General features: G+C 61.9%; 26 protein-coding genes and 1 pseudogene. 19 read left to right on the top strand and 8 right to left on the bottom strand.

All coding sequences use genetic code 11. From position 1 onward, the window contains the following. Nucleotides 1-1,152: an acyl-CoA dehydrogenase family protein gene (locus J6U32_RS27075; RefSeq protein WP_014361719.1), complete on the top strand. Its 1,152-nt coding sequence runs from the start codon at nt 1-3 to the stop codon at nt 1,150-1,152. Nucleotides 1,153-1,354: 202 nt separating this feature from the next. Here J6U32_RS27075 and J6U32_RS27070 read toward each other — a convergent pair whose 3' ends face one another. Then, nucleotides 1,355-1,993: a DUF1345 domain-containing protein gene (locus J6U32_RS27070; RefSeq protein ID WP_208792984.1), complete on the bottom strand. Its 639-nt coding sequence runs from the start codon at nt 1,991-1,993 to the stop codon at nt 1,355-1,357. Nucleotides 1,994-2,318: 325 nt separating this feature from the next. Between J6U32_RS27070 and J6U32_RS27065 the strand changes: the two genes are divergently transcribed. The 3 genes from J6U32_RS27065 to J6U32_RS27055 all read left to right on the top strand — a co-directional run bounded on the left by J6U32_RS27065 (nt 2,319) and on the right by J6U32_RS27055 (nt 5,629). Further along, the gene (locus tag J6U32_RS27065; protein ID WP_208792983.1) at nt 2,319-2,636 is read left to right on the top strand and encodes a putative quinol monooxygenase; all 318 of its coding nucleotides are present in this window, start codon (nt 2,319-2,321) and stop codon (nt 2,634-2,636) included. Nucleotides 2,637-3,060: 424 nt separating this feature from the next. Next, a complete protein-coding gene (locus J6U32_RS27060) occupies nt 3,061-3,927 on the top strand; it encodes an alpha/beta fold hydrolase (protein WP_208792982.1) in 867 nt (288 codons plus the stop codon). A 181-nt stretch (nt 3,928-4,108) separates the two neighbouring features. Then, nucleotides 4,109-5,629, top strand: coding sequence for an acyl-CoA carboxylase subunit beta (locus tag J6U32_RS27055; RefSeq protein ID WP_208792981.1), 1,521 nt, complete (start codon nt 4,109-4,111; stop codon nt 5,627-5,629). Nucleotides 5,630-5,833: 204 nt separating this feature from the next. Here the strand turns inward: J6U32_RS27055 and J6U32_RS27050 are convergent, their stop codons facing one another. From J6U32_RS27050 to J6U32_RS27035, 4 genes are all read right to left on the bottom strand, one after another. Then, nucleotides 5,834-6,112 (bottom strand): cytochrome C oxidase subunit IV family protein, encoded by a 279-nt coding sequence (locus J6U32_RS27050; RefSeq protein WP_208792980.1) that lies wholly within the window; start codon nt 6,110-6,112, stop codon nt 5,834-5,836. Then, on the bottom strand, nt 6,109-6,756 hold the full coding sequence (locus J6U32_RS27045) for a cytochrome c oxidase subunit 3 (RefSeq protein ID WP_208792979.1): 648 nt from the start codon (nt 6,754-6,756) through the stop codon (nt 6,109-6,111). The genes J6U32_RS27050 and J6U32_RS27045 overlap by 4 nt, the downstream gene beginning before the upstream one ends. Before the next feature lie 43 nt (nt 6,757-6,799). Next, nucleotides 6,800-7,525 carry a hypothetical protein gene (locus J6U32_RS27040; RefSeq protein WP_244332425.1) on the bottom strand — a complete coding sequence of 242 codons (726 nt, stop codon included), beginning with the start codon at nt 7,523-7,525 and terminating at the stop codon, nt 6,800-6,802. Between the two features lie 178 nt (nt 7,526-7,703). Continuing rightward, entirely contained in the window at nt 7,704-8,684 is a 981-nt protein-coding gene (locus J6U32_RS27035; RefSeq protein WP_208792978.1) for an MBL fold metallo-hydrolase, read from the bottom strand. Nucleotides 8,685-8,847: 163 nt separating this feature from the next. Here J6U32_RS27035 and J6U32_RS27030 point away from each other — a divergent pair, with 163 nt between their 5' ends. From J6U32_RS27030 to J6U32_RS27015, 4 genes are read left to right on the top strand one after another with little or no spacing between them, the layout of a single operon-like run. Continuing rightward, nucleotides 8,848-9,711 carry an SDR family NAD(P)-dependent oxidoreductase gene (locus J6U32_RS27030; RefSeq protein ID WP_208792977.1) on the top strand — a complete coding sequence of 288 codons (864 nt, stop codon included), beginning with the start codon at nt 8,848-8,850 and terminating at the stop codon, nt 9,709-9,711. Further along, nucleotides 9,708-10,763 carry a phosphotransferase family protein gene (locus tag J6U32_RS27025; RefSeq protein WP_244332423.1) on the top strand — a complete coding sequence of 352 codons (1,056 nt, stop codon included), beginning with the start codon at nt 9,708-9,710 and terminating at the stop codon, nt 10,761-10,763. The genes J6U32_RS27030 and J6U32_RS27025 overlap by 4 nt, the downstream gene beginning before the upstream one ends. Then, a complete protein-coding gene (locus J6U32_RS27020; RefSeq protein ID WP_208792976.1) occupies nt 10,753-11,721 on the top strand; it encodes a DUF7064 domain-containing protein in 969 nt (322 codons plus the stop codon). The genes J6U32_RS27025 and J6U32_RS27020 overlap by 11 nt, the downstream gene beginning before the upstream one ends. 18 nt (nt 11,722-11,739) lie before the next feature. Then, on the top strand, nt 11,740-12,705 hold the full coding sequence (locus tag J6U32_RS27015; RefSeq protein WP_208792975.1) for an NADPH:quinone oxidoreductase family protein: 966 nt from the start codon (nt 11,740-11,742) through the stop codon (nt 12,703-12,705). Between the two features lie 40 nt (nt 12,706-12,745). On the opposite strand, the gene J6U32_RS27010 is transcribed toward J6U32_RS27015, so the two are convergent. From J6U32_RS27010 to J6U32_RS27005, 3 genes and pseudogenes are all read right to left on the bottom strand, one after another. Continuing rightward, nucleotides 12,746-13,222, bottom strand: coding sequence for a TetR family transcriptional regulator (locus tag J6U32_RS27010; protein ID WP_244333050.1), 477 nt, complete (start codon nt 13,220-13,222; stop codon nt 12,746-12,748). 48 nt (nt 13,223-13,270) lie between these two features. Continuing rightward, nucleotides 13,271-13,429, bottom strand: a pseudogene (locus J6U32_RS27610) (hypothetical protein); the annotation flags it as partial. After that, nucleotides 13,426-14,229, bottom strand: coding sequence for an SDR family NAD(P)-dependent oxidoreductase (locus J6U32_RS27005; RefSeq protein ID WP_208792973.1), 804 nt, complete (start codon nt 14,227-14,229; stop codon nt 13,426-13,428). The gene J6U32_RS27005 and the pseudogene J6U32_RS27610, both read right to left, overlap by 4 nt. A gap of 84 nt (nt 14,230-14,313) precedes the next feature. On the opposite strand from J6U32_RS27005, the gene J6U32_RS27000 reads away from it, so the two are divergent. The 11 genes from J6U32_RS27000 to J6U32_RS26950 are packed head-to-tail and all read left to right on the top strand — an operon-like array spanning nt 14,314 to nt 25,271. Continuing rightward, nucleotides 14,314-14,766 (top strand): MaoC family dehydratase, encoded by a 453-nt coding sequence (locus J6U32_RS27000; protein ID WP_208792972.1) that lies wholly within the window; start codon nt 14,314-14,316, stop codon nt 14,764-14,766. A gap of 46 nt (nt 14,767-14,812) precedes the next feature. After that, entirely contained in the window at nt 14,813-15,574 is a 762-nt protein-coding gene (locus J6U32_RS26995; RefSeq protein WP_208792971.1) for an enoyl-CoA hydratase/isomerase family protein, read from the top strand. Nucleotides 15,575-15,578: 4 nt separating this feature from the next. Continuing rightward, entirely contained in the window at nt 15,579-16,379 is an 801-nt protein-coding gene (locus J6U32_RS26990) for an enoyl-CoA hydratase/isomerase family protein (RefSeq protein ID WP_208792970.1), read from the top strand. Beyond that, the gene (locus J6U32_RS26985; RefSeq protein WP_208792969.1) at nt 16,376-17,170 is read left to right on the top strand and encodes an enoyl-CoA hydratase/isomerase family protein; all 795 of its coding nucleotides are present in this window, start codon (nt 16,376-16,378) and stop codon (nt 17,168-17,170) included. Before J6U32_RS26990 ends, J6U32_RS26985 begins: the two co-directional genes overlap by 4 nt. A 33-nt stretch (nt 17,171-17,203) precedes the next feature. Then, complete coding sequence (locus J6U32_RS26980) at nt 17,204-18,850, top strand: class I adenylate-forming enzyme family protein (protein WP_208792968.1); 1,647 nt, start codon at nt 17,204-17,206, stop codon at nt 18,848-18,850. Continuing rightward, on the top strand, nt 18,847-20,529 hold the full coding sequence (locus tag J6U32_RS26975) for a class I adenylate-forming enzyme family protein (RefSeq protein WP_208792967.1): 1,683 nt from the start codon (nt 18,847-18,849) through the stop codon (nt 20,527-20,529). The genes J6U32_RS26980 and J6U32_RS26975 overlap by 4 nt, the downstream gene beginning before the upstream one ends. Nucleotides 20,530-20,576: 47 nt before the next feature. Continuing rightward, nucleotides 20,577-21,845 (top strand): aromatic ring-hydroxylating oxygenase subunit alpha, encoded by a 1,269-nt coding sequence (locus J6U32_RS26970; protein WP_208792966.1) that lies wholly within the window; start codon nt 20,577-20,579, stop codon nt 21,843-21,845. A 1-nt stretch (nt 21,846) separates the two neighbouring features. After that, nucleotides 21,847-22,389 (top strand): aromatic-ring-hydroxylating dioxygenase subunit beta, encoded by a 543-nt coding sequence (locus J6U32_RS26965; RefSeq protein WP_208792965.1) that lies wholly within the window; start codon nt 21,847-21,849, stop codon nt 22,387-22,389. 12 nt (nt 22,390-22,401) lie between these two features. Then, nucleotides 22,402-22,656: a hypothetical protein gene (locus J6U32_RS26960; RefSeq protein ID WP_208792964.1), complete on the top strand. Its 255-nt coding sequence runs from the start codon at nt 22,402-22,404 to the stop codon at nt 22,654-22,656. Between the two features lie 25 nt (nt 22,657-22,681). Continuing rightward, the gene (locus tag J6U32_RS26955; protein ID WP_208792963.1) at nt 22,682-24,085 is read left to right on the top strand and encodes an OB-fold domain-containing protein; all 1,404 of its coding nucleotides are present in this window, start codon (nt 22,682-22,684) and stop codon (nt 24,083-24,085) included. Continuing rightward, a complete protein-coding gene (locus tag J6U32_RS26950) occupies nt 24,075-25,271 on the top strand; it encodes an acetyl-CoA acetyltransferase (RefSeq protein WP_208792962.1) in 1,197 nt (398 codons plus the stop codon). Before J6U32_RS26955 ends, J6U32_RS26950 begins: the two co-directional genes overlap by 11 nt. The last annotated feature ends 5 nt before the right edge of the window (nt 25,272-25,276 follow it).

Genomic DNA, 25,276 nt, shown 5'->3' with positions numbered 1-25,276 from the left:
ATGAAACGTACAGTCTTCGAGGCCGAACACGAGCAACTACGCGCATCGGCGCGCGAATTCCTCGCCCGCGAATGCGCACCCAACGTTGAGAAGTGGGAAGCTGCAGGCCAGGTTGATCGCGAGGCCTATAAGAAAGCAGGTGACGCCGGGCTTCTCGGCTTCAACATCCCCGAGGAGTACGGCGGCGGCGGGGTCACCGACGATTTCCGCTTCAACGCCGTCATCGTTGAGGAGTTCGCCCGCTTCGGTAGTGCCGCACCTGGTCTGAGCCTGCAAAACGACGTCCTCGTCCCCTACTTCCTGCATCTGGCCAATGAGGAGCAACGCGCTCGATGGATGCCCGGGATGGCCACGGGCGAAACGATTCTCGCGGTCGCGATGACCGAGCCCGGCGCTGGTAGTGACCTCGCCGGGATCAAGACCTCGGCCCGCCTCGACGGCGACCACTACATCCTCAACGGCTCCAAGACCTTCATCTCGGCCGGCATCAACTCCGATCTGGTGGTGGTCGTGTGCCGCACCAATCCCGACCCGGGCGCCGGGCACAAGGCATTCTCGCTGCTCGTCGTCGAACGCGACATGGAGGGCTTCGAGCGGGGTCGCAAGCTCGACAAGATGGGCCTCAAGGCGGCCGACACCGCCGAACTGCACTTCACCGACGTCCGGGTGCCTCGGGAAAACCTTCTCGGCGAGGAGAACAAGGGCTTCTACCACCTCATGCAGAACCTGCCGTCGGAGCGGCTGTCGATCGGTATCGGAGCCATCGCCGGCGCTCGCGCGGTCTTCGAGGAGACCCTGCAATACGCCAAGGACCGCAAGGCTTTCGGACAACCCATCGGTGCGTTCCAGGCGAATCGGTTCTACCTCGCAGAGATGTCGACCGAACTCGACATCGCCGAGCAGTACATCGACCGCTGCCTGCGCGCCGTCCTCGACGGAGACCTGACCGCCGTCGACGCCGCCAAAAACAAGTGGTGGTGCACCGAACTGGCCAAGAAGGTCATCGACCGTTGCGTGCAGCTGCACGGCGGGTACGGATACATGAACGAGTACAAGGTCTCTCGCGCCTACACCGACTCGCGCATCCAGACGATCTTCGGTGGTACCACGGAGATCATGAAGGACCTCATCGGGCGGGATATGGGCCTATAGGTAGGGGTCTCGCCATCGGCGCTGCTTTCCGCCAGCGGTGTTCTCCGTCCGAAGGTGCCCTGCAACCGGCGGTGGTGCTTTGCCGACCCATGCATCGTATCCGCGTCGGCTGTCGGTGGTCTCGAGGTTCCTCGACCCAGAGGCTCGTCTCACCTCGGCCATCGGCCGGAGTCCGCGCAGGGATCTATCCCGTGGTGTCTGACTAACCCACCACGATCCCCGCTACGAGATTGATTGTCGTTGCAACGATAACGGCACCGAAAACGTAGGACAACAGGCAGTGTCGGAGGGCCACCGACCGGATCTCGCGGTCGGAGACCGAGGTGTCCGACACCTGATAGGTCATACCGAGGTTGTAGCTGAAGTAGAAGAAGTCACGAAAGGCGGGCGGGTCGTCGGTGTTGAAGTCTATCCCGCCGGCTTTTCCCTTGGCGTAGTAGAGAAATGCGTATCGGGTTGCGTACATCAGGTGCAGACTCGCCCAGGACAGGAATACGCCCAGCAGGGCGATCGCCGCGGGTATCAGGTGGGCGCGCGATCCGCCGTCGATGAGTAGTCCGATGATCCCGCCGAGCGCCGAGAGTGCTGCGACCACCACGATCACCTCGTCGACGATGGGACGGAAGTCCTCCCGTCCCACGTGCGCTCGGGTGTCGCCGGCATCCATGGGCCATAACGCCAGCCAGCCGAGAAGGACGAACACCCCGGCGGTCGTTGCGATGCCGGCGAGGACGCCATGCCCGGCATCGCGGGCGAGCAGGCCGAGGCCGACCCCGAGGACGGCGCCACACAGCACTGCCACCAGGACCCGGGGCGCCGCGGTGTTCGGAACGATGCGCATCACCCCACCATCAGTAGCACCGCTGCGTCTATTGTGTGCCCAACCGCCGGGTGCCGCGCGTCTCACCTGTTGCGACAGGCGAAGTGATGGCCCGCTCGCCGTCGGGGGAGCGGGTACTCCTCCGAGGACGTGGACGCCGTCGGGTACCTCGTGCAGCTCGGCGTGCGGATCCTCATCGTCGTGGTCGGGCTGAAAGTGCGGTGGCGACTGTTGGCCCGAGTCTGTTCTGCAGCAGTCTGTTCCACATCAGTCTGTTCCGCGACGCGGCGATCCGGCGTAGCGTCATCCTGGATTGTGTTCGACGAGACGAAGGTGAGTGACGACGATGTCCGCAGTGATCGTGGTGGCGACGATTTCCCCGCAATCCGGTAAGGAAGAGGAGGTCCGTGCGGCCATCCTGACCGCGATCGACAAGGTGCACCAGGAGCCGGGCTGCGAGCTGTACGCATTGCACCAGTCGGCGACAGGCAACGAGTTCGTGATGATCGAGAAGTGGGAATCCGCCGACGCTCTCCAGGTCCACGGCGGTGCCCCGGCGCTGACCGAACTCGGAGCCGCGATTGGCGGATTGCTGTCCGGTCCGCTCGACGTCAAGACCTTCACCGCGGTGCCTGCGGGTGATCCGGGCAAGGGCGCCCTCTGACCAGGTTCCCCTAACCGCCGGCGCACACCACGACGGCAGCAACAGGTGCCGATGTTGAGGACGTCCTCCGACGGTTGTGGTGATTGTCTTCCGGCGGTTACATATCGGATCGATCCCGGTGCAACGGGCCTTGGGCAGCATCGCCCATTCGGTATCTCTTCAGATCGACCGCCCGAAGCTGTCACCTCGATGATCAGAGGGCCGGTTCGACGGGCGTCCGGGTTGCTTCGGTTGGCGGTAGCCTCCGGGGCCAGCCGCGGAGGTGAGGTTCGCTGCCACTCGGCGAGCCGCATCGTCGCCGGTTTCCGTCCTGCCTAGGAGGTGCGCACACCACGGTTGCGATGGCCGACCTGCGCGTCCAGTTGTGCGTCTGGTTATGTCGATGTTGGAGGTGCACGCGACGTGACCTCGGAAAGGATTCGCCATGACTCCCCCGCATGATGCCGAGCCAGTAGAGATCTCCGTCGGCAAGGGCTCTGTAACCATCGTCGGCGACCGGTGGGGCGCTCGGGGCGAGTCAGCTCCGATCGTCATGCTCCACGGTGGCGGTCAGACCAGGCATTCGTGGGATCGGAGCGCGCAAGCGCTGGCCGAGCAGGGGCGCGAGGTGTACGCCTTCGATTCCCGGGGGCATGGTGACAGTTCGTGGGCGCCCGATGGCAACTATGCGCTCGACGGCTTCGTCCACGATCTTGTCGCGATACTCGCCACCCTGCCGGCCAAGCCGGTGCTGATCGGCGCGTCGCTGGGTGGGATCACCAGTCTGTGCGTGGCCGGCGAGCATCCCGACCTCGCCTTGGCGCTGGTGATGGTGGATGTGGTCATCGATGTGGAACCCCAGGGGATCGACCGGATCAAGACGTTCATGACCGACCACATCGACGGCTTCGCGTCGCTGGAGGAGGTCGCCGATGCGATCGCCGCCTACAACCCGACACGTCGACGCCCCAAGAACCTCGACGGGCTGCGCAAGAACGTCCGGCTCCGTGAGGACGGCCGCTGGTACTGGCACTGGGACCCGGCGTTCATCGCCTCCGATGACGACGAGCCACGCCGGCACACCGATCCGGCTCGACTGACCGCGGCGGCACGCCAGGTCACGGTCCCCACGTTGATCGTGCGCGGCGGAAAGTCGGACGTGGTCAGCGATTCCGGAATCGCGTCCATGAAAGCCCTTGTCCCGCAGGTGGAGATCGCCGACGTCAGTGCGGCCGGACACATGGTCGCCGGTGACGACAATCAGGTGTTCGCCGGTGCGATCGAGGAGTTCCTGGCGCGGCATCAGCTCTGAGAGCCGCTTTACCGCTTGAACGGGCGATGTCGGACCTGCCCTTGGGCTAACAGGCAAGTGACCGCTGGGGGTGTCGGCATATGTGCGTCCAACCCAGTAGTTGAATCGAATATAAATTCAACTATGCTCGTGCCCGAGGACTCCCCATCGCGGAGTTGAAGCTCGACAAGATCGGCACCCTATGTCTGACCGTATTCTCGCGGCGCACGCCGCCACGCAGGATCAATCACGCCCCGAGGCCGTCGCGCGTCAACACGACCGAGGCAAATTGACCGCGCGTGAAAGGATCAGAATCCTCACGGGTGATGCGACCTTTGTGGAGTTCGGGGCGCTGGTCACACCAGGGGGTTCCCTTGACAGCGGAGATCTTCTCGGTGACGGCGTCGTTACGGGCATTGGGTATATCGACGGACGCCCCGCTGCGATCGCGGCATTCGACTTCACAGTGCTCGGGGGAAGCAACGGAGAAGTTGGTATGAGCAAGATCGAGCGATGTGCTGCACGATGTCTGCACGATCGAATCCCGCTGGTGCTACTATGCGACGGCGGAGGCCACCGAATTCAGGAGGGCCTCGACTCTCGTCTTGCTGCTGTCGGCTCACAGATGCTGGCCAGACTGGTCGATCTATCCGGCTTGGTACCAACCGTCACTGTCATGATGGGCCCAGGATTCGGCCTCGCCGCCAACCTCGCGGCGATGTGTGACCTTGTTGTGGTGGTTCGAGGGATCGGGACGATCGGCATGTCCGCCGCTCCTTTCGTTCGCGCGGGAACCGGTGAAGATCTGAGCAACGAAGAGATCGGTGGCGCTGATATACAGGCCGAACGAGGAGTCGCCGATATTGCTGCTGCCGATGAGTATGAAGCGCTCGCGGCGGTGCGTGCCTATCTGAGCTATCTGCCACCATTCGCGGATGGACCGCTTCCTCGAGCCAGCGCAGTAAGGGCAGTCGAAGTTGATCTCGACTCAATTGTTCCCGAGGCGTCACGGATGGCCTACGACATGCTCGACGTCGTCGAGGCTCTTGCCGATGCTGAATCGATCCTGGAGATTCGGCCGACCGCCGCCCCGAACATTGTGACTGGTCTCGCCCGTATCGACGGGCGCCCTCTCGGCGTAATCGGCAATCAGCCCAGGCACCTGGGTGGTGCACTCGACGCGGGCGCTTGCGAGAAGGCGGCCCATCTCGCCGCCGTATGCGACGCATTTGGCCTTCCGATATTGATCCTGATCGATCTGCCCGGATTCTTGATTGGATCGGCGGCGGAGTCGACGCAACTTGCTCGGCGCAGCGGCCGATTGATGTTCGAACTCGGTCGTGCGACCGTTCCACGGTTTTCGATCGTGGTTCGGAAGGGGTATGGCGCAGCGTACATAGCGATGGGTGGTGGGCGCAGTATTGATGCTGACCTCTCAATCGCTTGGCCGAGTGCAGAGATCAGCGCTATGCCCATCGAAAGTGCAGTCGACATCGCGTTCGGTAGGGAGTTCAAAGCCGCATCAGATCCGGCGAGTTATCGAGAAGAACTCATCGCGAGATTTCGAGCGAAACGTGATCCACTCAGGGCCGCGTCGGGGTTCGGCATCGACGACGTCGTTATGCCCTCGGCAACGCGCACTCTGTTGATCGAGTCGCTGTCGAGGTGTCGTCGCCACACAGATCGCGTGCCGGGCAAGAGGCGCACCATCTCCCCGATCTGACACTCTTCTTCACGCTACACAACATCCACGCGGCATTCATTTGTGTCAACTAGCTGGTGCGGTAGGTCGCGTGATTGCAGTAAGCGCACAGATCTTTCGAGACAATACACTCGAATAAAGTTCACTGGCAATACAATTGGCGTTGATTCGGAGCTCGGCAGAAATAGTGTAGACATCAGGATTAGGTCGATGAGGGTGGGCAACTCACAACGCGTAAAGGATGACGAGTCCACCTCCAATGAGCATGATCCACGCGTTGAATACCACTTTCAGGGGGGCCGGGGCGTCACGGATCTCCATGAAGTCCATACCGATGAACCATGCCTTGACGAAGGCGAGCAGGATGGCGATCGAGGATGCCAGTCTTACGCTTACAGAGGCGAGTGGGTGGTCGATACCCAGCCACAACGTGGCACATGTCAGCGCCACGAGTGACACCCAAACGATGAACACGCGACGAGGGAGCACTTTTATTTCAGTCATGTCGTGCTCGCGAGGTAGACGATAGTGAAGATCACGATCCAGAGGAGATCAACCATGTGCCAATACACTGCTGCTGACTCTGCGAGGACTCGTTTGCTGCGCCAAGTAGTGGTTTGAGCCGATGAACGCCACCAAGCGGTGAGAAGCCCGACTCCGATGAGCACGTGAATCAGGTGTATGCCAGTCAGTGCGAAGTAAAAGAGGAAGAACGTGTTTTGTGCGGGTGTGTGCCCCGCGTTTATTTCCAGAGAGTATTCGACAGCTTTCAAAAGAGCGAATACGAACGCGCAGATCAGTGCTCCGGCGAGCCAGCGTTTCAAGGCGGCGGGCCGCTCATTCCGGTGTGCGTGTAGCCCAAGCACCACGAACAGAGAGCTGAACAGGAGGACAAGAGTATTGACCACACCGATTGGGCGATAGAGTTCTGGTACGGAGTCGGCGAACAAAGTCCGGTCGTGACTATATTCCCACATAAAGACAAGGAAAAACCACCCGAAGACAGTCATATCTCCGATGATGAACACCCACAGCCCAGGCTCCCCCGGTAGACCAGGGATTTCGGTTCGAGTGGGCTGGCGTGGGACGAAGTTCTGGTCTCCGTCATCCTCCTCAGTCCATATGAAATCGGGCAGTTCAGTTTTCACGCGAAGTCCTCAACGGTCCCATCGTGCCACGATATTGTTCTTGTCATCCTATTGCTGGCTCCGCGCGCCTGGCCGGCGACAGACTTGATCCGGCGCTGATGGATTTGTTTGCTTGTAAGCAGGCCCATGACATCGAGCAGAGGAAGATGCAGTAGGTCGTCAGGGCCAACCAGAACACAAATACTCCATTCCATGCGAATGGTCCGTTGTGGAAGAAGAATGCGAGAGGATCGGGCAGGAACGAAACTGCCACAAAAAAATTGAGATAGCCGAGCCAACGAGGAAAGACAGAGCCGTCGCTGCTCACAACGGCCACGCCAATTGCGGCGTTCTGCATGCAGAACAACATGATTGCGGGAAAGAGGATGAGCCATCCCATGTCGTGAAGGAGTTGGAGTGTGTCATTCGACCGATCCGAGCGGAAAGTGGCCATTGTCCATAGCAGCATTGGGAGGAGATTGACCAGGAGCGTCGCAGTTCCGGTGGCCAGTTGTGTGAACGCAAGGACGGGGCTCCGTCCCTCCATGCGCAGCAGGTGAACAGTGATTACTGCAAGCATCGGCGCGTACAAAACGATGCCTATTGATGCGATAACAAAACCCGCGCCGGTCAAGGTGCTGTTATCCAGATAGAAATTCCTGACGTCTGAAAAGGGTGCGGATGGACTCATTGGTGCGGGTAATATGCCGGCAACGAGCCACCCGATCAGGGTGACCACAACTGCGGCGGGCCCGCCGAGTGCGCATACGTTCAGGACACGGGTGTTCACTGTCGACTCCGATGATCGCCAAGAGTGGAAATTTATTGTATAATAAAAAATAACGGCTAACCGAGAACGAGTCAAGCACTTTCAGACATATCCTGCCCTGTCTCTCCGGTGGTGCACCCGCGGGGCCGTTTTTTCAAAGCCCACTCGCCAGCGCGCGTGAGCTCAGGCGCCTGAGTGATCAGGCCGTGTAATGGTCCTCGGCATCATCGTCTTGCTTGGTCACCCCGCCGTTGCTCACCAAGTACTCGAGGTGGGCGCGCACCTCCAGCACTGCGGTCATGGCATGAATCGGGTTGAGTTGACCGAGGGTCCTGTTGTGTCGAGTCCATCTCATGCGCTCGGCGACTTCCAACGCGGTGGCTCTGCCTTGCAGGTGGGTGCGGATCTCATCGAGTCGTTGACTGTGGTGGTTGAGGAGTTCCCGGGCGCGAAGTGTGGCGCTCGCCGATGCCACACCGTGCGCCGGTAGCATGCGTCGTTCGGGCCCACGAGCAATGCGTTCCAGGGAATCCATGTATGACGTCAGTGGTGAGTCCTCGGGCGCGCGCTCGAAGGCCAGCGATGGGGTGATCCGCGGCAGCAAGTGGTCGCCGGTGAACAGAAGTGGTGTTCCTTGCATCTCGTACACCACATGACCCCTTGTGTGGCCAGGCGTGGACAGCACCTGGATCGAGCAGGGGCCGCAGTCGACTGCCTGGCCGTCGACCACCCAAATATCAGGAGGCCTGAAAGGCTGGTCACGTTCATATTCGGCCAGATCGAGCCCCATCACCGCCGCGGCAAGGTCGTGTGCACCGGTGCGCCGAAGTAGTTCAACCTGTCGTGGGTGCGCTCCGTCTGCGAGATCGAATGCATCGATGGTGTGGTGTTCCTCGAAACCCAGATAGACGGTGATGCCATACCGCTGTTGCCAATCCAATGCGCGCGTGTAGTGGTCCCAATGCGCGTGCGTAACGAGTATCTTCTCAACGTCTTGTGGCGCCGCTCCCAACTCGGACAGCGCGCCAACTAGCACCCTCTCGCTAGCTGGTTCGTGCCATCCAGGGTCGATGAGAGTCAACGTGCTGGTGCTGAGCAGCGCGTAGCAGTTGATTTCGCGGAGATCGTCGAGGGGGAGGGGTAGTGGGATACGCCACACGGCGTCACTGATCTGTTCCATGTCGGCAAGCGTTGTCGCGGACACTCCTGCGTCCTCTCGTCGATGTTTGGTCCGGTGGGTCCGTCGGGAGTTCTCCCCCATCGCCGCATCCGTAGGTTGCCCCTGCGACTTAGTTTAATCTATATTCGAATCGAATTATAGTCTGCGACGAGAGGTTGGACAGATGGCGGGACTAGACAAGCGCGTGGTGGTCGTAACAGGAGCCGGCGGAGGGCTCGGCCGTGAGTATGCGAGATCGCTGGCCGCGCAGGGTGCGAAGGTTGTGGTCAACGACCTGGGCGGCTCGCGTGATGGGACCGGCGCAGGCTCGGCGATGGCGGACGCGGTCGTCGCCGAGATCAAGGAATCCGGTGGGGACGCAGTGGCGAACTACGACAGCGTTGCGACGCACGTGGGAGCCGCAGCTCTGGTCCAGACGGCGATCGAGACATACGGGCGGATCGACGGCATTGTCAGCAATGCCGGAATCCTGCGCGACTCGTCCTTTGCCAAGATGACCGACGATCAGTGGGATGCGGTCGTCCAGGTCCATCTCTACGGGGGTTACCACGTCATCCACCAAGCGTGGCCGCATTTCCGGGAACAGGGGTTCGGTCGGATCGTCGTGGCGACGTCGACGAGCGGCCTCTACGGAAACTTTGGCCAGGCAAACTATGGAGCAGCCAAGATGGGCCTGGTCGGTCTCATCAATACGCTGGCGATCGAGGGCCGCAAACAGGGCATTGTTGCCAACGCCGTCGCACCGCTGGCTGCGACTCGGATGACTGAAGATGTTGCTCCTGCCGAGTTCTTGGCAAAGTTGCCGGCGTCATTCGTCGCTCCCGTGGTCACGCACCTCATGTCGGACGAGTGCACCGATACTGGTGCTGTCTTCGTGGTAGGAGGAGGCCAGGTGCAGCGGGTGCAGCAGTTCGCCAACGCGGGGGTTTCGTTCGCGGAGCCACCGAGTACGGCGGATGTCGCTGCGCGCTGGCCGGAAATCATGGACATGAGCAACGCAGTCCCCGGATCGAATCCCTTGGGGTGACGGTGCCCGACGCCGCGCCGTACCTGTCAGCAGATCCCGCCGCCGTCGCGGACTGGTTGGCGAATGAAGGAGTTGAACTGAATGGCCGCCTCGATGTGAGGCGCATCGGGATCGGCCAATCCAATATCACCTCGGCGGTCACCGATGAGTCCGGACGGTCGTGGATTCTCCGGGAGCCACCGGTAGGCGCCTCCGGGACGGCACATGACATGCGCCGCGAGATCATGATGCTCGATGCGCTCTCGCAAACCGATGTGCCGGTACCGGAGGTGATTGCCCGAGGCGAATACCCGGATGGGCGAACGTTCTACGCTATGACTCGGGTAGGCGGTGTCGTCCTCGAATCCGAGGCTGATGCAGGGAGGCTCACGGAAGCGCAGCGGAGATCTGTCGGACAGGAAGCGGTGACGATTCTGGGTAGACTGCACACGATCTCACCCGAGTCTGTCGGACTCGACCACCTGCAGTCAGTAACGCCGTACGTCACACGTCAGATCCGCCGCTCGGTGCAGATGTGGGAGCGTGTCGGTGTCGGCACGACGCACGAAGATCTCTGGGGCCGGCTGGTTCGACGACTTTGCGACGTGCCTCTGCCAACCACTCGAAATTCGATAGTGCACGGCGATTACCGCCTCTCGAATCTTCTCGTGGACGATGGTGCAGTCAGCGGTGTATTGGACTGGGAGCTAGCGACGGTTGGCGATCCGATCGTGGACCTCGCGTGGCTACTGGATGATTGGCGCGGCCCCGACGATCCGGCGATCGCAATGCCCTCGCCAACCAGGGTTGGCGGATTCGGTACGACCGACGATGTCGTCACCACTTACACGACAGTCACCGGTGTGGATCCCACGGCGTCAGGTCGGCTCGACTACTACCGGGCGCTGACGCATTGGCGGGCAGCCACCCTTATACAGGGTGTCATCGCACGGCGGCGCTCAGGAGCGATGGGTGATCATGGAGCGATTCCACTGGATGCCCTTGACGACACGGTCGCCTATCTGCTCGGGGCCGCACGCGACCACATCGATCGGAGCGAACATGAAGCCTGACGACGACTACACCCACGAACTGACCGATGAACCCAACTTCAACGAGTCGATGTACTTTCAGCTCCACGATCTTGCAGCGGGGGTGGGCGGGTTCTTCCGGATCGCCAACCGCCCCAACGAGGGTCGTGGCGAGCGCACCGTGTGCATTTATCTTCCGGATGGCCGCGTTGCTTTCGGATTCGACCGGCCCGCGGTGACCACGAACAAGCGCCTCGACGCGGGCGGGTTGACGGTGACGGTGGTTGAGCCATTCCAACGAATCGATATCGAATTCGTCGGCCGCGTCAACATACTCGCCGATCCGCAGAGACTAGAGGATCCCAAATCCGCGTTGTCCGAGAGCCCAGTGGTGGATTGCACCGCAGAGATCCAATTTTCTGCGCTCGCTCCGGTCTTCGCCGAATCATTTGACAGCGATGGAGAATCGTTCGCGCCCAATCACTACGAGCAGCCGGTGGCAGCGTCTGGTCGTATTTCGATTGGAGACGAACTGATTGAGCTTGATGGGCACGGTCTGCGGGATCACTCCTGGGGTCCGAGATCGTGGCAGGCACCATGGTTCTACCGCTGGATTCACGGCACCAGCGCCGATCTTTCCTTCATGGGAGCTTACTTCGGGAAACCTGACGGTTCGTCCCTGCAGGGAGGATTCGTTCTCGATGGAGACAAATTCACTCGGTGCGATAGGGTCTCGATTGTCACCGAACGTGATGGCAACGCGCAGCAGACTGCCGCAACGGTCAGCCTCTCGGCAGGGGCCCGCACCTGGACGTTTGTCGGCAGCGTCGAAAGTAATGTGCCGTTGCGCCATCGCAAGAAGATCGACAGTGAGTGGGCAGTGTCGCGAATCGTCGAGGGTTCGACGCGGTGGCGAGCCGATGATGGTCGCGAACTCCATGGTATGACCGAGTACCTCGACCAGATGCGAGGTCAGGAACCGGTCGGCTTGGCGGTCTAGTCGAGGAGGAGTAGTTTCATGCGCGCCGTTGTTGCCGAATCACTATCCGGCCCAGATGGTCTCAGTGTGGTCGATTGGCCCGCACCTCGGGACCGCGCATTGGTGCAGATACGCATCGGCGCGGCAGGAATAAACTACCCGGACTGGCTGGCGATGCGAGGCGAATACCAGAGCAAGTTCACCCCGCCCTATATCCCGGGGTGTGAGGTCGCCGGTACTGTCGTATCAGCACCGCCGATGAGCAATTGGGCGCCGGGCGACAGGGTCGTCGCGCTCTGCTCGAACGGCGGAGGGTACGCCGAGCAGGTAGAGGTGCCTGAGTACATGGTTGCCGCCGCACCGTCACAGCTCGACGACGCTCACGCCGTGGCACTGGTCGCCAATCACCAAACCGCGTTCTTCGCCATGACCATTCGAGCGCGCCTGCAGCCGGGGGACACGGTCGCGGTGCTCGGTGGAGCAGGGGGCCTGGGCTCGGCAGCGATACAGGTCGCGAATTTCACCGGTGCCCGCGTGATCGGCTTGGTTCACCGCGCGGGGGCCGACGACTTTGTTCGCGAATGCGGCGCGAGTGACGTCGTCGCACTCGAGCCCGGATGGGCTGATGCCGTGCGGGGCTTGACCTCGGGGCGGGGAGTCGACATGGTTGTCGACCCGGTTGGCGGGCAGTGGTTCGACGACGCGATTCGGATCCTGGCTCCATGCGGACGACTTGTGGTTCTCGGTTTCGCGGCCGGCGCGATTCCCACGGTCAAGGTCAATCGACTGCTATTGCGCAACATCGACGTGATCGGAGTAGGCTGGGGAGCCTTCCTGGAGACCGCTCCAGCGATGCTCGTCGAAGTTGCCGCGGGAATCAACAATCTTGTGGCCCAAGGTTTGTGCCCACCGGTCACCGGTCGGTTTCCCTTCGAACGAGCCAGGGAAGCCCTTCAGTCCCTCGCGGACGGCAGAATTCGTGGGAAAGTCGTCCTCGAACCCTGAGACGTGACCTTGCGAATCGGCCGACCGCTTGACTCCGACGTCACCGCGTCCGAGTGACTCCGCCTCGAGCGGTCGCTGGATCCACCCCCTCGATCTGCGGTGCGAGGCCGGCTCGGATGAGCTCGCACGCTGTCATGACAAGATCGTCCATGGGCTTACCGCCAGCCCACCACTCAGTCGCCCAGTTGAGCGCGCCGATCACCAGCATTCGGGAGAGCGAGAGATCCAGATGGGGGTTGACCCATCCGAGTGACTGCCCATCGATGAGCAGAGCCCGCCAGACATTGTGATATGCCTCGCTCTCGGCATGCATCTGTTCGCGGATCGGCTCTGGGACATGCCCGGCGTTGCGGCTGACCGCCTTGGCGAAGTCTGACAATTCCAACTGAATTCGCAGATGCGCGGTGACGGCCGTGGTGAGCTGCTGATCCCATGGTTGCCGCGCCGTTTCGGCGATCGCCTCCTGCACGTGCTCACGCACTCGTTGCTGGCCGACCTCCAGAGTGGCGGCGACCAAGTCGTCTCGTGAGGCGAAGTGGTAGTAGACGGCCGGACTTCGGACTCCGGCAAGCTCGGCAACCGCATCCAGCCGCGTCTGCCCATAGCCCTTTGACGCGAGAACCTTTGCCGCACTACGGAGTAGACGTTCGCGAGTGTCGCGCGCACGACGCTTCTTCGTCGAGTCGGGCGAAGGTGTCGTTGGGGAGGGGGTGAGCGGGCTCATGGCATCGTGTAGCCGCCGCTGACGGTGATCAGCTGCCCTGTGACCTGCCGGGCAGCAACGTCCGAGCTGAGCCAGAGGACCGAGTTGGCGACGTCCTCGGCCGTGGTCAACCGAGAAAGTGGCGTGTCCTTCAGCAGGTATTGGATCTGGTCGTCGTTGAACACCGTCTCGTCGCCGCCGGACCACAGGCTCTGAGTGCCGACGGCCTCGGGGCCCGAAGGGACGACAAGGCCAGGGCAGACGATATTCGACCTGATCCCGTGACGGCCATGCTCGCGTGCAGTGGTGCGCGCCAGCGCGATCGCCGCAGCCTTGGTCGCACCGTAAACACCCTGCCGGATCTGGCCGAACGCCGCTTCGCTGGAGACGAAGACGATCGAACCGCCTTGGGCTTCATCCGAGCGCATGGCGTCGATGGCAGCCCTGGTGGTCTCGATGGTCGCGAACAAGTTGATGTCGACGAGTTTCTGCCACCGGGCACGGTCGTCGTCGCGGGAGAGGAACTCCCCTACGCTCCAGCCGGCGTTGTTCACCAACACGTCCAGGCCGCCCCAGGACTCCACAGCCCGGGCGACGGCGGCGACGCCAGATCCTGGCTCCGTCAGGTCCCGGATGTCGACGATGAGTTCGGCGGCGCCGAGCTCGAGTGCTTCCCGCTCCACTCGTCTGGCCTGCTCCGAGTCGACATCACAGAGGACTATCCGCGCCTGTTCCGACGCGAACGCGTGGACTATGCCGCGCCCGATGTTGGAAGCGCCGCCGGTGACGACCACGCGCGCATTCATCAGTTCCAGGTTCACGTTTCACCGATCTCGTAGCGTTGACTTACGACATTGTTTAATCTAGCTTCAATTCAGAAGCTAGTCTAGAGCAGGAGGACGTGGATGAAGGTGTTCGACAGTCTCGACGAGTTCGCCGGCTCGACGGGGCAGGAGTTGGGTACATCTGACTGGGTCACCGTTGATCAGGTGCGAATCGACAAGTTCGCGGACGCGACCGGAGACCATCAATGGATTCATGTCGATCCCGACGCTGCGGCGCAGGGCCCGTTCGGCACGACGATCGCCCACGGCTTTCTCACGCTGTCGTTGCTGCCGGTGCTTTGGCATCAGCTGTACACGGTTGAGGGTGTGCGGCTGGCCGTCAACTACGGCTTGGGCAAGGTCCGGTTCATCTCGCCCGTCCCGGCAGGCGCGAAAGTGCGAGCAAGCGCACGAGTCGTCGAGGTGACCAAGCTCGAGGCCGGTGTGCAGGCCACGCTGTCGACGACCATCGAGATCGATGGAATCGACAAACCTGCCGCAGTGGTCGAATCGATCGTGCGGTACGTGGCCTGATGAACGACCTGTGCGCTCTGGGTACCGATCATGCGCAGTTCACATCATGAGCGTGGTGAACACGACTGTGCACGCCGGTGTCGCGACGGTGACTTTGAACCGACCCGACAGCATGAACGCGATCACTGTCGAACTCGGCCGTGAGCTCGACCGTGAGATCCGTGCATGCGCAACACGTGCCGATGTCGCTGTCATTGCGGTGCGAGGCAGCGGCGGGAACTTCTGTGCTGGTGGGGATTTCGATGAAGTACAGCGCCTCCGTGCCGAGGGTGTCGATGCGCTGCGGGTGCTTTTCACGAATTTCGGAGACGCCTGCCGGGCAATCGCGGAGTGTCCTGTACCGGTGATTGCAGTGGTCGAAGGCGTAGCGATGGCCGGCGGATTCGAATTCATGCAAGCCGCGGATATCGCGTTGGTTCGGGACGATGCACGAATCGCCGATAATCACATCAGGTTCGGACAGATCCCCGGTGGCGGTAGCACAGCCCGGCTGGCGAGCTTGGTCGGTCGTCAACAGGCGTTGGGGTTACTGCTCAGCGGCGACCGGATATCCGGAGTCGATGCTGCCCGGCTTGGTCTGGCGTACGCGCACTGGCCCGCTGATGACTTCGACCGCGAGGTTGCTGTTTTTTTGTCCAAACTGGCAAGTCGTCGACGAGATGCCGTCATCGGAATCAAGAAGCTTGTTTATCAAAGCCTTTCGCGCAGTGTCTCCGACAGCCTGGATGCCGAGCTGAATGCTGTCGTCGCCCATATCAGCAGTGACGCCGGCCAGGACGGCGTCACCTCGTTCGCCACACGAAAGTAGCCAGATGACAGAGAGCCCCGATTCTCCGGTCCTTTGCACCATCGCCGATGGGATCGGCCGAATTCGCCTCAATCGCCCCGATTCCGCCAACGGCCTCGACGTTGAGCTGCTTCGAGCGCTCAACGATGCGGTGCTCGCCTGCCACGGGTCGCCCGATGTGCGGGTTGTCATGCTGACCGGGGAGGGCAAGAACTTCTGCGCGGGAGGCGACGTCAAGACCTTCGCCTCGAAAGGCGAAGCGCTTCCCGACTACTTACGAGAGGCGACCGCCTGGTTGCAGATCGCCACAGCGTCGCTCATCCGGCTCAAGGTTCCCGTTGTCACGGCGGTTCACGGATTCGCCGCCGGCGGAGGGGGTCTCGGACTGCTTTGTGCCTCCGACATCGTGGTCGCGGCGCGGTCGGCCAAGGTCTTTTCCGGTGCCGTACGAGTAGGTATGGCACCCGATGGCGGTGCCACGGTCACCCTTGCGCAGCTCGTTGGTCTCCGTAAAGCACTGGAGATCTTGCTGCTGAACCCCACTCTGACCGCAGAGGATGCACTGAACGCGGGCTTGATCACCGAGGTCGTCGACGATGCCGACCTCGCCGCACGAGTCGAGGACGTCGCAAGGCAACTCTCCGACATGGCGCCGTTGGCGCTGTCTGCGACAAAGCGGCTTGTGTGGGACGGGGTCGGCGCTCCCATCGAAGCCCGACTCGGTGAGGAGGCTCGAGTTGTCTCGACTCTCTCGGGTACGGCCGATTCGCGTGAGGGACTTGCAGCGGTGATTGAGCGTCGCGCACCAAAGTTCATCGGGTCATGACCGGCGACGGGCTCCCTGTACCGGTGGTTCTGGCCGAGGATCACGGGCCGGTCCGGATCATCACTCTCAATCGTCCGGATCGCCGCAACGCCATCGACATCCCGTTGCGCGTGGAACTCGCCCGGTTGCTCGAGAAGGCCGATGCGGACAGTGCCGTCAGGGCGATTGTGCTGACCGGCGCTGGGTCTGCCTTCTGTGCAGGCGGTGATATCTCGACGATGAAGCGTGTCCCGGCGGTCGAAGCGCGCCCCCGCGCCGAAGCTGCTCAGCGAGTGATCAGGGCGATCTGGACGACACCCAAACCTGTGGTCGCCGCGGTGGAGGGCGCGGCCTACGGAGCCGGCGCTTCCTTGGCACTGGCGTGTGACCGCATCATCGCTGGAGACGGCACTCGCATGTCGATGGCGTTCACAGGTGTCGGCCTGGCCGGCGACATGGGTATTTTCGCGAGCTTGCCTGCGCGGGTGGGGCCGGCGCGCGCTCGACAACTGTTGCTGATGCCGAAGGTTCTGACGGCTGGTGACGCGCTGGATCTGGGGTTGGTCGACGAGGTGGTCACGGCTGGGGAAGCGTTGAACGCTGCGCTTGCGGACGCTGCAACCTTGGCGGGCGGTCCGTTGCAGGCGTTCGGCGTCGTCAAGTCCATGCTTGCTGACCCACAGCCGATGACTCCCGAGGTATTGGACCGCGAGATCGCGCACCAAGTTGTGCTCTTCGATAGTGACGATTTCGCTGAAGGCGTCTCTGCCTTCAAAGAGAAGCGTCGTCCGATCTTTGGGCAGACGCACTGATAACCCATCCCGCTCACATCTTCTGAGGATCGCATGACCACCTCTCAGCTCACCGGACCACTGACCGAGTCCTTCCTCCATGCGGATACCTCCGTACCTCTCGTCGACGAGACGATCGGCGCTCTGCTCCAGAGGCGAGCCCGTGAATGCCCGGACAGGCTCGCGTTGATCGGTGCTCGGCACGGCAGCGGCAACATCGTGCGCCTGAGTTACGCTGACCTTCTCGACGAGGCATACCGAGTCGCCACGGGGCTCGCTGCAATCGCGAAGCCCGGTGAGTTCGTCGCACTATGGGCTCCCAACGTCATCGAGTGGCCGATCATCGAATACGGGGCCGCCCTTGCGGGGGTCATTCTGGTAGCGCTCAATCCCGTACTGCGCTTGGAGGAACTCGACTACGCGGTCAGGCACTCGGGGACTTCGGTCCTGCTGTTCGCCGATCACAGCCGTGACTATCACCTCGCTGCAGTGGTCGAGCAGTTGCGCCGTACCCATCCGAACCTGGTAACCATCAGTCTCGGCGAGACCGAACGCTGGATGCCCGACGAGATCGATCGTGAGGTCATTGCAGCCGCTCCGACCGATCCCGACGCGCCGGTGATGCTGCAGTACACCTCGGGAACCACGGGCAACCCCAAGGGTGTGCTGCTGCGGCATCGGTCGCTGGTCAATGTCGCAAAACTGACGATGGAAGCAGTCAACGCCGAGCCGGGCGCCGTGGCAGTCAATCCGTTGCCGATGTTCCATACCGCGGCGTGCGTCATCGGCACCCTTGGTCCACTGTGGCTGGGCGGCACGGAGATTCTGATCGAACAGTTCACTCCGTCGAGCGTTCTCGACGTGCTGCGGGAAGAAAGCGCCACAGTCTTGTTCTATGTTCCGGCGATCCTGGGTGCATTGCTGGCCGTGCAGTCGGCTTCAGATCAGCCCGCCCCGCACCTTGATGTGGTCATGGGTGGTGCGTCGAACGTGCCGGCGGCAATGATCGAGAGCGCTGAGCGGATTTTCGGAGCCACGGTCATCAACTTGTTCGGGCAGACCGAGTTGGCGCCGGTGCTGTCTGCAACGCGTCCCAATGACTCGCGGGAAGATCAACTTCAGACCGTGGGACGTCCCCTGCCGCAGGTTGATTGCAAGGTCGTCGACCCGGCGACCGGCGAGGTACAGCCTGTCGGGACGCCCGGTGAGATCTGCGCGCGTGGCTATCAGCAACTCATCGAATACCTCCACGATCCGGATGCCACAGCAGCAACTGTGGACGGCGACGGATTCGTCCACATGGGAGACCTCGGAACGATGGACGAGCGCGGATACCTGACCGTGACCGGCCGGCTCAAGGAGATGATCATTCGCGGCGGTGAGAACATCTCACCGGTGGCGGTGGAGAACGAGCTCGTCGGCCATCCCGATGTGGCGCAGGTGACTGTGATCGGTTTGCCGGATGATCGGTACGGAGAAATCGTTGCGGCGGTGATCACCGTCGCAGGCGCCGAACCCGATGATCTGGGCAACCGACTTGTAGCTCATGCGCGCCAACGTCTCGCACCGTTCAAAGTGCCCACCCGATGGTTTGTGGCCGAGCAGCTACCGGCAACTCCAACCGGCAAGATTCGAAAGTTCAAGGTCCGCGACCAGGTCAGCTCTGCACAACTGCGTGAAATCACCCCGGAGGAACAATGAAGTCCGTCGAAGAGCGCCGCCAGAATCTCCGAGATCGCTTCCCCGAGTGGGAACCTCGTACGCTCGACGGTTGGTTGGACCAGTGCGTCTCGCTCTATGGAGACCGGCCGTTTGTGATCACCGATGAGGTCACGCTGACCTATACCGATGTCAGCGAGCAGTCAAGAGTCCTCGCCGACGCCTTGGTCTCTCTGGGTGTCAAGCCCGGGGACCGTGTCGGCATGCTCATGGCGAACTATCCGGAGTTCGTACCGTTCAAATTCGCGATTGCACGAACGGGCGCCATCGCGATCCCATTCAACTACTTGTACCGTGCCGAGGAACTCGGATACGTGCTGGCGCAGTCAGGCTGCTCCGTGTTGTTGACGATGACAGGATTTGGCAGCCTCGACTATCTGGGCATGCTCGACACGCTGACTCCCGGTTGGGAGGCGCGCCCGGATCTCGGCGAACTGCGGCAGGTGATCACACTGTCCACCGACTCCCGCTCACGACCGGGTGCAATGACCTACAACGAACTGTTCGATCTGGGGCGCGCAAACGCCGGGGCCGCTGATGATGCCGAGCACAGCCCGACCGACATCGGCGATATGCTCTATACCTCGGGCAGTACTGGCTCTCCCAAGGGTGTTGTCGTCACGCACGATGCGGTTCTTCGCACCGGATATGCCTCTGCATTGACACGTGCATACGACGATGGCAGGCGAATCTTGTTCTCGCTGCCGTGCTACCACATGTTCGGATACGTAGAAGGGATTCTGTCCGCCACCATGGTGGGCGGGGCGGTGATCCTGCAGACCTCTTTCTCGGCAGAAGGTTACCTCTGCGGAATCGAGCGACATCGTGCCGACGACATCCTTTGCGTACCAACCATGGCAGTGGCCATCGTCGAGTGTCCGGCACGGGAGAATTACGACTTGAGTTCGCTAACCGCCATCCTGTGCGGCTCCGCTCCCGCGCCGATCTGGTTGTGGGAAAAAGTCGAAGAATTGTTCGGTGTCAGTGAGATCGTCACCGGATACGGCATGACCGAATGTGGTGGCGCGATGACGCTGACCCGCCCCGAGGACCCACTCATCCTCACGTCGACCACTGCGGGACGCCCCAAGGCTGCGGGTGTCGCAGGAGTAGAGGGTACCGACGATCTGTGCGTGTACTCGACGGTTGATCCGGTCACCGGAGACGCGCTACCCACGGGTGATACCGGTGAGCTGGTATCCCACGGGCCCACCACGATGCTCGGTTATTGGGGTAAACCAGACGAAACCCATGCTGCGCTGCCGGAGGACGGCCTTCTGCGCTCCGGCGATCTCGGCCGAGTCCGACCCGATGGGTACCTGGAGGTGACCGGCCGCAGCAAGGAACTGTACAAGAGCGGTGGGGAACTTGTGATGCCCAAGGAGATCGAAGACCTCGTTGCCAGGCTCGACGCGGTCAGCCAGGCGTTCGCCATCGGGATCATTGACGATCGATGGGGTGAAATCGGCTGCCTGGTGATCGTGCGAGCCCCCGCCTCGCTGATCACCGAGCACGAGGTGATCGAGTATTGCAAGGAGCATCTTGCTCGATTCAAGATCCCCAAGCGGGTGGTGTTCCTCGATGCCGATCAACTACCGACCACGCCGACCGGCAAGATTCAGAAGTACCGGCTGGTGGACATGGTGTCGAAATCGGCCTGACTATGTTAATCTAATATCAATTAAATTGATTGATGAAGGGATCTGCCATGACCGCTGTCGTCAGTGCTGGTGCGCAATCGGACAGCTCTGTCGCTCACCTGATCCGGCCCGATCAGGTGCATGGCTCGCTGTACACGAACCAGGCGATCTTCGCCGAAGAGCTCAAGAAGATTTGGTTCACCACATGGGTCTTCGTCGGGCATGAGAGTGAAGTGCCCGAGCCGAACGACTACGTGCGCAAGAAGCTCGCCACCCAGGACGTGGTGATGACCCGTGACCGCGACGGGGAGGTTCATCTGCTGATCAATCGATGCGCGCATCGTGGGCTTCAGGTGTGCGACGACGCGCAGGGTAACTCGAGCTCGTTTCGCTGCCCCTACCACGGCTGGACCTACCGCAATACCGGCGAGTTGCTCGGTTATCCGTACAACAAGGGTTACGGCGGCAAGGGGCAGTTGAAGCTGGGTATGGGCAAGGTGCCGCGGGTGGCCAGTTACCGTGGTTTCGTATTCGGGTCGATGGCCGAGGACGGCCCATCGCTCGAGGAGCATCTCGGTGCTGCGGCCGGTGAAATCGATCGTCTCGCCGGCTTGTCCCCGGAAGGCGAGGTTACGCTCGATGCGGGATGGCTCGCCCACAAGACGCGCGCCAACTGGAAGTTCCTGGCAGAAAACGAAACAGACGGATATCACCCACAATTCGTGCACGGTTCGATCTTCGGCGTTACCGGTAGTCCAATCGGTGCTTTGTACAGCGACGCGTCCACCGCGGTCACGCGTGCGTTGGGCAACGGCCATAGCGAGAACGACCTACGCCCCGAATTCCGCGGGTTTGCCGAGCCGATGCGTTGGTTCGGCACAACTCCTGATCGCGTCCCGAACTATGTGCAGGCAATGACCGACGCATACGGCGAGGATGCCCAGCGGCGGATGATCGAGGGCGCACCACACGTGATGATCTTCCCGAACCTGTTCATCGCCGAGATTCAGGTGTTCAATATCCAGCCGGTCGCGGTCGGTGAATGCATCCAGTACGCGACAGCGGTTCAGCTGCGCGGTGGTAAGGAGCTCAACCGCCGCATGATCTCTCAGTCCATCGGTTCCGTCGGACCGGCGGGCATGCTCTTAGCCGACGACACCGAGATGTACGAGCGCAATCAGCGAGGGGTGTCGATGCTCGATCCCGAATGGCTCGACGTGCGACGCGGTCTCGTCCGCGAACACGTCGACCAGAATGGCTTCACCATTGGTGCCGCAACCGACGAAACGGGGATGCGCGGCTTCTGGAAGCACTACCGCGGCCTGATGGAGGCATGACATGACCGTCGCAACCGATACAGCCACCGGTGCAGACCAATTGGGTCCCGTTCCCGAAGGATGGGCCTACCATGATGTTGCGCAATTCCTGTTCAGGGAGGCGCGTCTGGCCGACGAGAACGACTACGACAACTGGGAGGCACTGTGGACCGATGACGCCCTGTACTGGGTGCCATCGGGAGGTGCCGACGTCGACCCCCGCACCCACGTCGCAGTGATCTATGACAATCGCAACCGCATCTCAACTCGCATGAAGCAGGTCAAGACCGGAAAGCGCTACGCGCAGTCACCGCCGTCGGATCTCCGACGCATCATCGGTAATATCGAGCTCCTTGGGGGCCGTCAGAATGGCGACGGGGGCATCGACCTAGAGGTTGGAGCCAACTTCCTCGCCTACGAATCACGGATGCGCGAGAACCAGCTCTGGGGTGGCCGGACCACCTATCGTCTCCGCCGCGTCGGCGGCGAGATCCGCTTGGTCTACAAGAAGGTCGTGCTCGTCGACAACGAGAAGCCGATTCCCACCATGGCTTTCCTGATCTGATCGGGCGACATCATGGGCATAGAGATGAATGACCGTGGTCCATATGACATTCCGGAGGTAGGGCCGGTGGTCGGCAGTGAGTTCGCCGAGATCTCGGTGAATGTCGACTCAGAAGCGAACTCGACCCGGCTGCGCCTCGAGGACCTGCGGACCGGTCGCGTTCGGTTCCTCGATCCGTTGGAGCTCGAGACCATCATCTGGCTCCAGGACGGACACCTCACGGAGCTTCTCGATCCCTCCGCCGATCGGTGGCGTGACCGAAGTTGACCGGCCGATCCAAGGAGGCCTCCATATGAGCAATGCAGTGCTTGCCTACGCCAGCTACCTTCCCGACTGGCGGGTCAGCCCGCGCAGTACCGGCTCGGCATCTCGGGTCGTCGCGTCCTTCGACGAGGACGCCACCACTATGGCGGTTGCTGCCACGCACACCGCGTTGTCTGCGGCGGGACGGGGTGTGGTGTCGGGAGGCTCGGTGGTCCTGGTGACCAGTACGCCACCATATCTCGACAAGACCAACGCGGTAGCTGTGCATGCGGCATTGTCACTCGATCGGACCGTCGCGGCGTACGACGCGATAGGTACTGCGCGAACGGCGATGGGCGCGATTCGGACAGCCACCCGTGGGGGGCCGACTGTCATCGCGGCCGCCGATGTTCGCGTCGGGCGCGTCGGATCTGCCGATGAACGCCGGGGTTCCGATGCCGCAGCAACAGTCGTGATCGGGCGTCCGGTGCCCGAGGTGCCCGCCATTGCGGAGATTCTCACCGACGCTTCATTATCCGAGGAGTTTCTCGACCGCTGGCGCGAGCCCGTCGTACCCTATGCGGCCACGTGGGAGGAACGGTTTGGCTATGAACGATACGCGCCGCTGATCCGGGAGGCCGCGGGGACGGCGCTCGATTCCGCGGGCTTGGCCGAGGCCGATCACGTCGTACTCACTTGTCCGAATACAGCAGTTGCCAAGCGTTCCCACCAACTGGTCAAGGGAACTCTGTCGACGTCGGGTTCCCCAATCGGTTTCGCCGGAGCCGGGGACCCTCTCCTCGGTCTGGCTGCCGTGCTCGACACGGCCGGCCCGGGGGAGACGATCTTGCTGATCTCGGCTGTGGACGGCGTCGATGTGATCGTTATGCGAACGACAGCGGCACTGGCAAGCCGACGACAACCGATCCCGGTCGCCCATATGGTCGATAAAGGAGGTCAGGAAGTGCCTTACACGACCTACCTGTCCTGGCGAGGTTTTCTCGATGTCGAGCCCCCTCGGCGCCCTGAGCCCGAGCGACCGGCAGGCCCGCCCTCGGCCCGGTCGTCACAGTGGAAGTTCGGCCTGCAGGCGAGTCGTTGCACCGCATGCAGATTCGTACATGCACCGCCAATGCGCGTCTGCCGCTCCTGCGGGACAACCGACGAAATGGAGGCCGTGCCGATGGCATCGAAGCGCGGCCGGATCGCAACGTTCACCGTTGATCACCTGGCGTATTCGCCCTCCCCGCCCGTGGTCGATGTCGTGGTCGACTTCGACGGGGGAGGGCGCTCGACCTTCGAGGTCGCCGATGCGCGGCCCGAGCTGCTCGCAGTCGGTGCTCCGGTGGACATGGTGTTCCGCACTTTGCTTACTGCCGGAGGCGTACACAACTATTTCTGGAAAGCCCGTCAGCTGGCTGATTCGGACGAGAGGACCCACGATGGCCAGTAGCGGCATTGCCGACAAAGTTGCCATCGTCTCGATGGGCTGCACCCGATTCGGTGAGTTGTGGGAGACCTCTACCGATGACCTCATGATCGATGCAGTCGACGAGGCGCTCGGCCACGTCGGCATCGAGCTCGCCGATATCGACGCCTTCTGGCTGGGAACATTGGGATCAGGCCAGTCTGGTCTCACCCTGAGCCGGGCGCTGAACTCCGATTTCAGGCCGGTGACCAGGGTTGAAAACTTCTGCGCGACAGGTTCAGAGGCGTTTCGCAATGCTTGCTACGCGGTCGCATCCGGTGCGTACGACCGTGTCATGGCCGTTGGTGTCGAGAAGCTCAAGGACTCCGGGTTCTCCGGACTGCTCCGCGCAGATCCCCCTGGCGATGGCACGGCGCCCGAGTTGTCGGTGACCGCACCTGCGGCATTCTCCCTGCTCGATCCCGCCTACTGCGCGAAGTATGGCGTGGATCCGGCTGAGATGCGCGAGGCGATGACCCATGTCGCGTGGAAGAATCACGTCAATGGATCACGTAATCCCAAGGCACAGTTCAGAGCTGAAATACCCAAAGCGAAGATCGCCAACGCCCCTAAGGTTGCCGGCCGTTTGGGGGTCTTCGACTGTTCCGGTGTGTCGGACGGCTCCGCCTGCGCAGTGATCGTCCGGGCCGAAGATGCTTATCGGTATACCGACCGCCCGGTCTTCGTGAAGGGCTTGTCGTTGGCTGCTGCGCCCGCGAGAGCTGCGATGGACCCGGCATATGACTTCACCACGTTTCCCGAAGTCGTTCGCTCCGCCGAGGACGCCTACGCACAGGCGGGCATCGACGATCCGCGGCGGGACATCTCGCTTGCCGAGGTGCACGACTGCTTCACTCCGACCGAACTTGTCCTCATGGAAGATCTCGGCTTCAGTGATCGTGGTCAGGCGTGGAAGGAATCGCTTGCCGGCGACTTCGACGCAGACGGACGTCTGCCGGTCAACATCGATGGCGGACTCAAGTCGTTTGGGCATCCGGTCGGCGCCAGCGGACTGCGCATGCTTTATGAGGCATGGTTGCAGTTGCGAGGTGAGGCGGGGGAGCGGCAACTGGCTGATCCACAGACGGCCCTGACTCACAACCTCGGCGGTCGACCCGGCGCATGCGTGTCGTTCGTGGCGATCGTGGGACGTGAAGCGCAAATGACGTGATCGAG

This window comes from Gordonia polyisoprenivorans (genome assembly GCF_017654315.1).
Classification (GTDB): Bacteria; Actinomycetota; Actinomycetes; order Mycobacteriales; family Mycobacteriaceae; genus Gordonia; species Gordonia polyisoprenivorans_A.
The sequence above is the reverse complement of the archived record's forward strand: the minus strand, read 5'-3'. Positions and strand labels throughout refer to the sequence as shown.

Excerpts from the sequence above, each read along its gene's own strand:
- J6U32_RS27015 (WP_208792975.1), top strand. The coding sequence starts at position 11,740 with ATGCGCGCCGTTGTTGCCGAATCACTATCCGGCCCAGATGGTCTCAGT.
- J6U32_RS27065 (WP_208792983.1), top strand. The coding sequence starts at position 2,319 with ATGTCCGCAGTGATCGTGGTGGCGACGATTTCCCCGCAATCCGGTAAG.
- J6U32_RS27070 (WP_208792984.1), bottom strand. The coding sequence starts at position 1,993 with ATGCGCATCGTTCCGAACACCGCGGCGCCCCGGGTCCTGGTGGCAGTG.
- J6U32_RS26955 (WP_208792963.1), top strand. The coding sequence starts at position 22,682 with ATGAGCAATGCAGTGCTTGCCTACGCCAGCTACCTTCCCGACTGGCGG.
- J6U32_RS26990 (WP_208792970.1), top strand. The coding sequence starts at position 15,579 with ATGACAGAGAGCCCCGATTCTCCGGTCCTTTGCACCATCGCCGATGGG.
- J6U32_RS26985 (WP_208792969.1), top strand. The coding sequence starts at position 16,376 with ATGACCGGCGACGGGCTCCCTGTACCGGTGGTTCTGGCCGAGGATCAC.
- J6U32_RS27035 (WP_208792978.1), bottom strand. The coding sequence starts at position 8,684 with ATGGAACAGATCAGTGACGCCGTGTGGCGTATCCCACTACCCCTCCCC.
- J6U32_RS26980 (WP_208792968.1), top strand. The coding sequence starts at position 17,204 with ATGACCACCTCTCAGCTCACCGGACCACTGACCGAGTCCTTCCTCCAT.
- J6U32_RS27030 (WP_208792977.1), top strand. The coding sequence starts at position 8,848 with ATGGCGGGACTAGACAAGCGCGTGGTGGTCGTAACAGGAGCCGGCGGA.
- J6U32_RS26950 (WP_208792962.1), top strand. The coding sequence starts at position 24,075 with ATGGCCAGTAGCGGCATTGCCGACAAAGTTGCCATCGTCTCGATGGGC.
- J6U32_RS27000 (WP_208792972.1), top strand. The coding sequence starts at position 14,314 with ATGAAGGTGTTCGACAGTCTCGACGAGTTCGCCGGCTCGACGGGGCAG.
- J6U32_RS26970 (WP_208792966.1), top strand. The coding sequence starts at position 20,577 with ATGACCGCTGTCGTCAGTGCTGGTGCGCAATCGGACAGCTCTGTCGCT.
- J6U32_RS26975 (WP_208792967.1), top strand. The coding sequence starts at position 18,847 with ATGAAGTCCGTCGAAGAGCGCCGCCAGAATCTCCGAGATCGCTTCCCC.
- J6U32_RS26965 (WP_208792965.1), top strand. The coding sequence starts at position 21,847 with ATGACCGTCGCAACCGATACAGCCACCGGTGCAGACCAATTGGGTCCC.
- J6U32_RS26960 (WP_208792964.1), top strand. The coding sequence starts at position 22,402 with ATGGGCATAGAGATGAATGACCGTGGTCCATATGACATTCCGGAGGTA.
- J6U32_RS27060 (WP_208792982.1), top strand. The coding sequence starts at position 3,061 with ATGACTCCCCCGCATGATGCCGAGCCAGTAGAGATCTCCGTCGGCAAG.
- J6U32_RS27050 (WP_208792980.1), bottom strand. The coding sequence starts at position 6,112 with ATGACTGAAATAAAAGTGCTCCCTCGTCGCGTGTTCATCGTTTGGGTG.
- J6U32_RS27075 (WP_014361719.1), top strand. The coding sequence starts at position 1 with ATGAAACGTACAGTCTTCGAGGCCGAACACGAGCAACTACGCGCATCG.
- J6U32_RS26995 (WP_208792971.1), top strand. The coding sequence starts at position 14,813 with ATGAGCGTGGTGAACACGACTGTGCACGCCGGTGTCGCGACGGTGACT.
- J6U32_RS27020 (WP_208792976.1), top strand. The coding sequence starts at position 10,753 with ATGAAGCCTGACGACGACTACACCCACGAACTGACCGATGAACCCAAC.
- J6U32_RS27055 (WP_208792981.1), top strand. The coding sequence starts at position 4,109 with ATGTCTGACCGTATTCTCGCGGCGCACGCCGCCACGCAGGATCAATCA.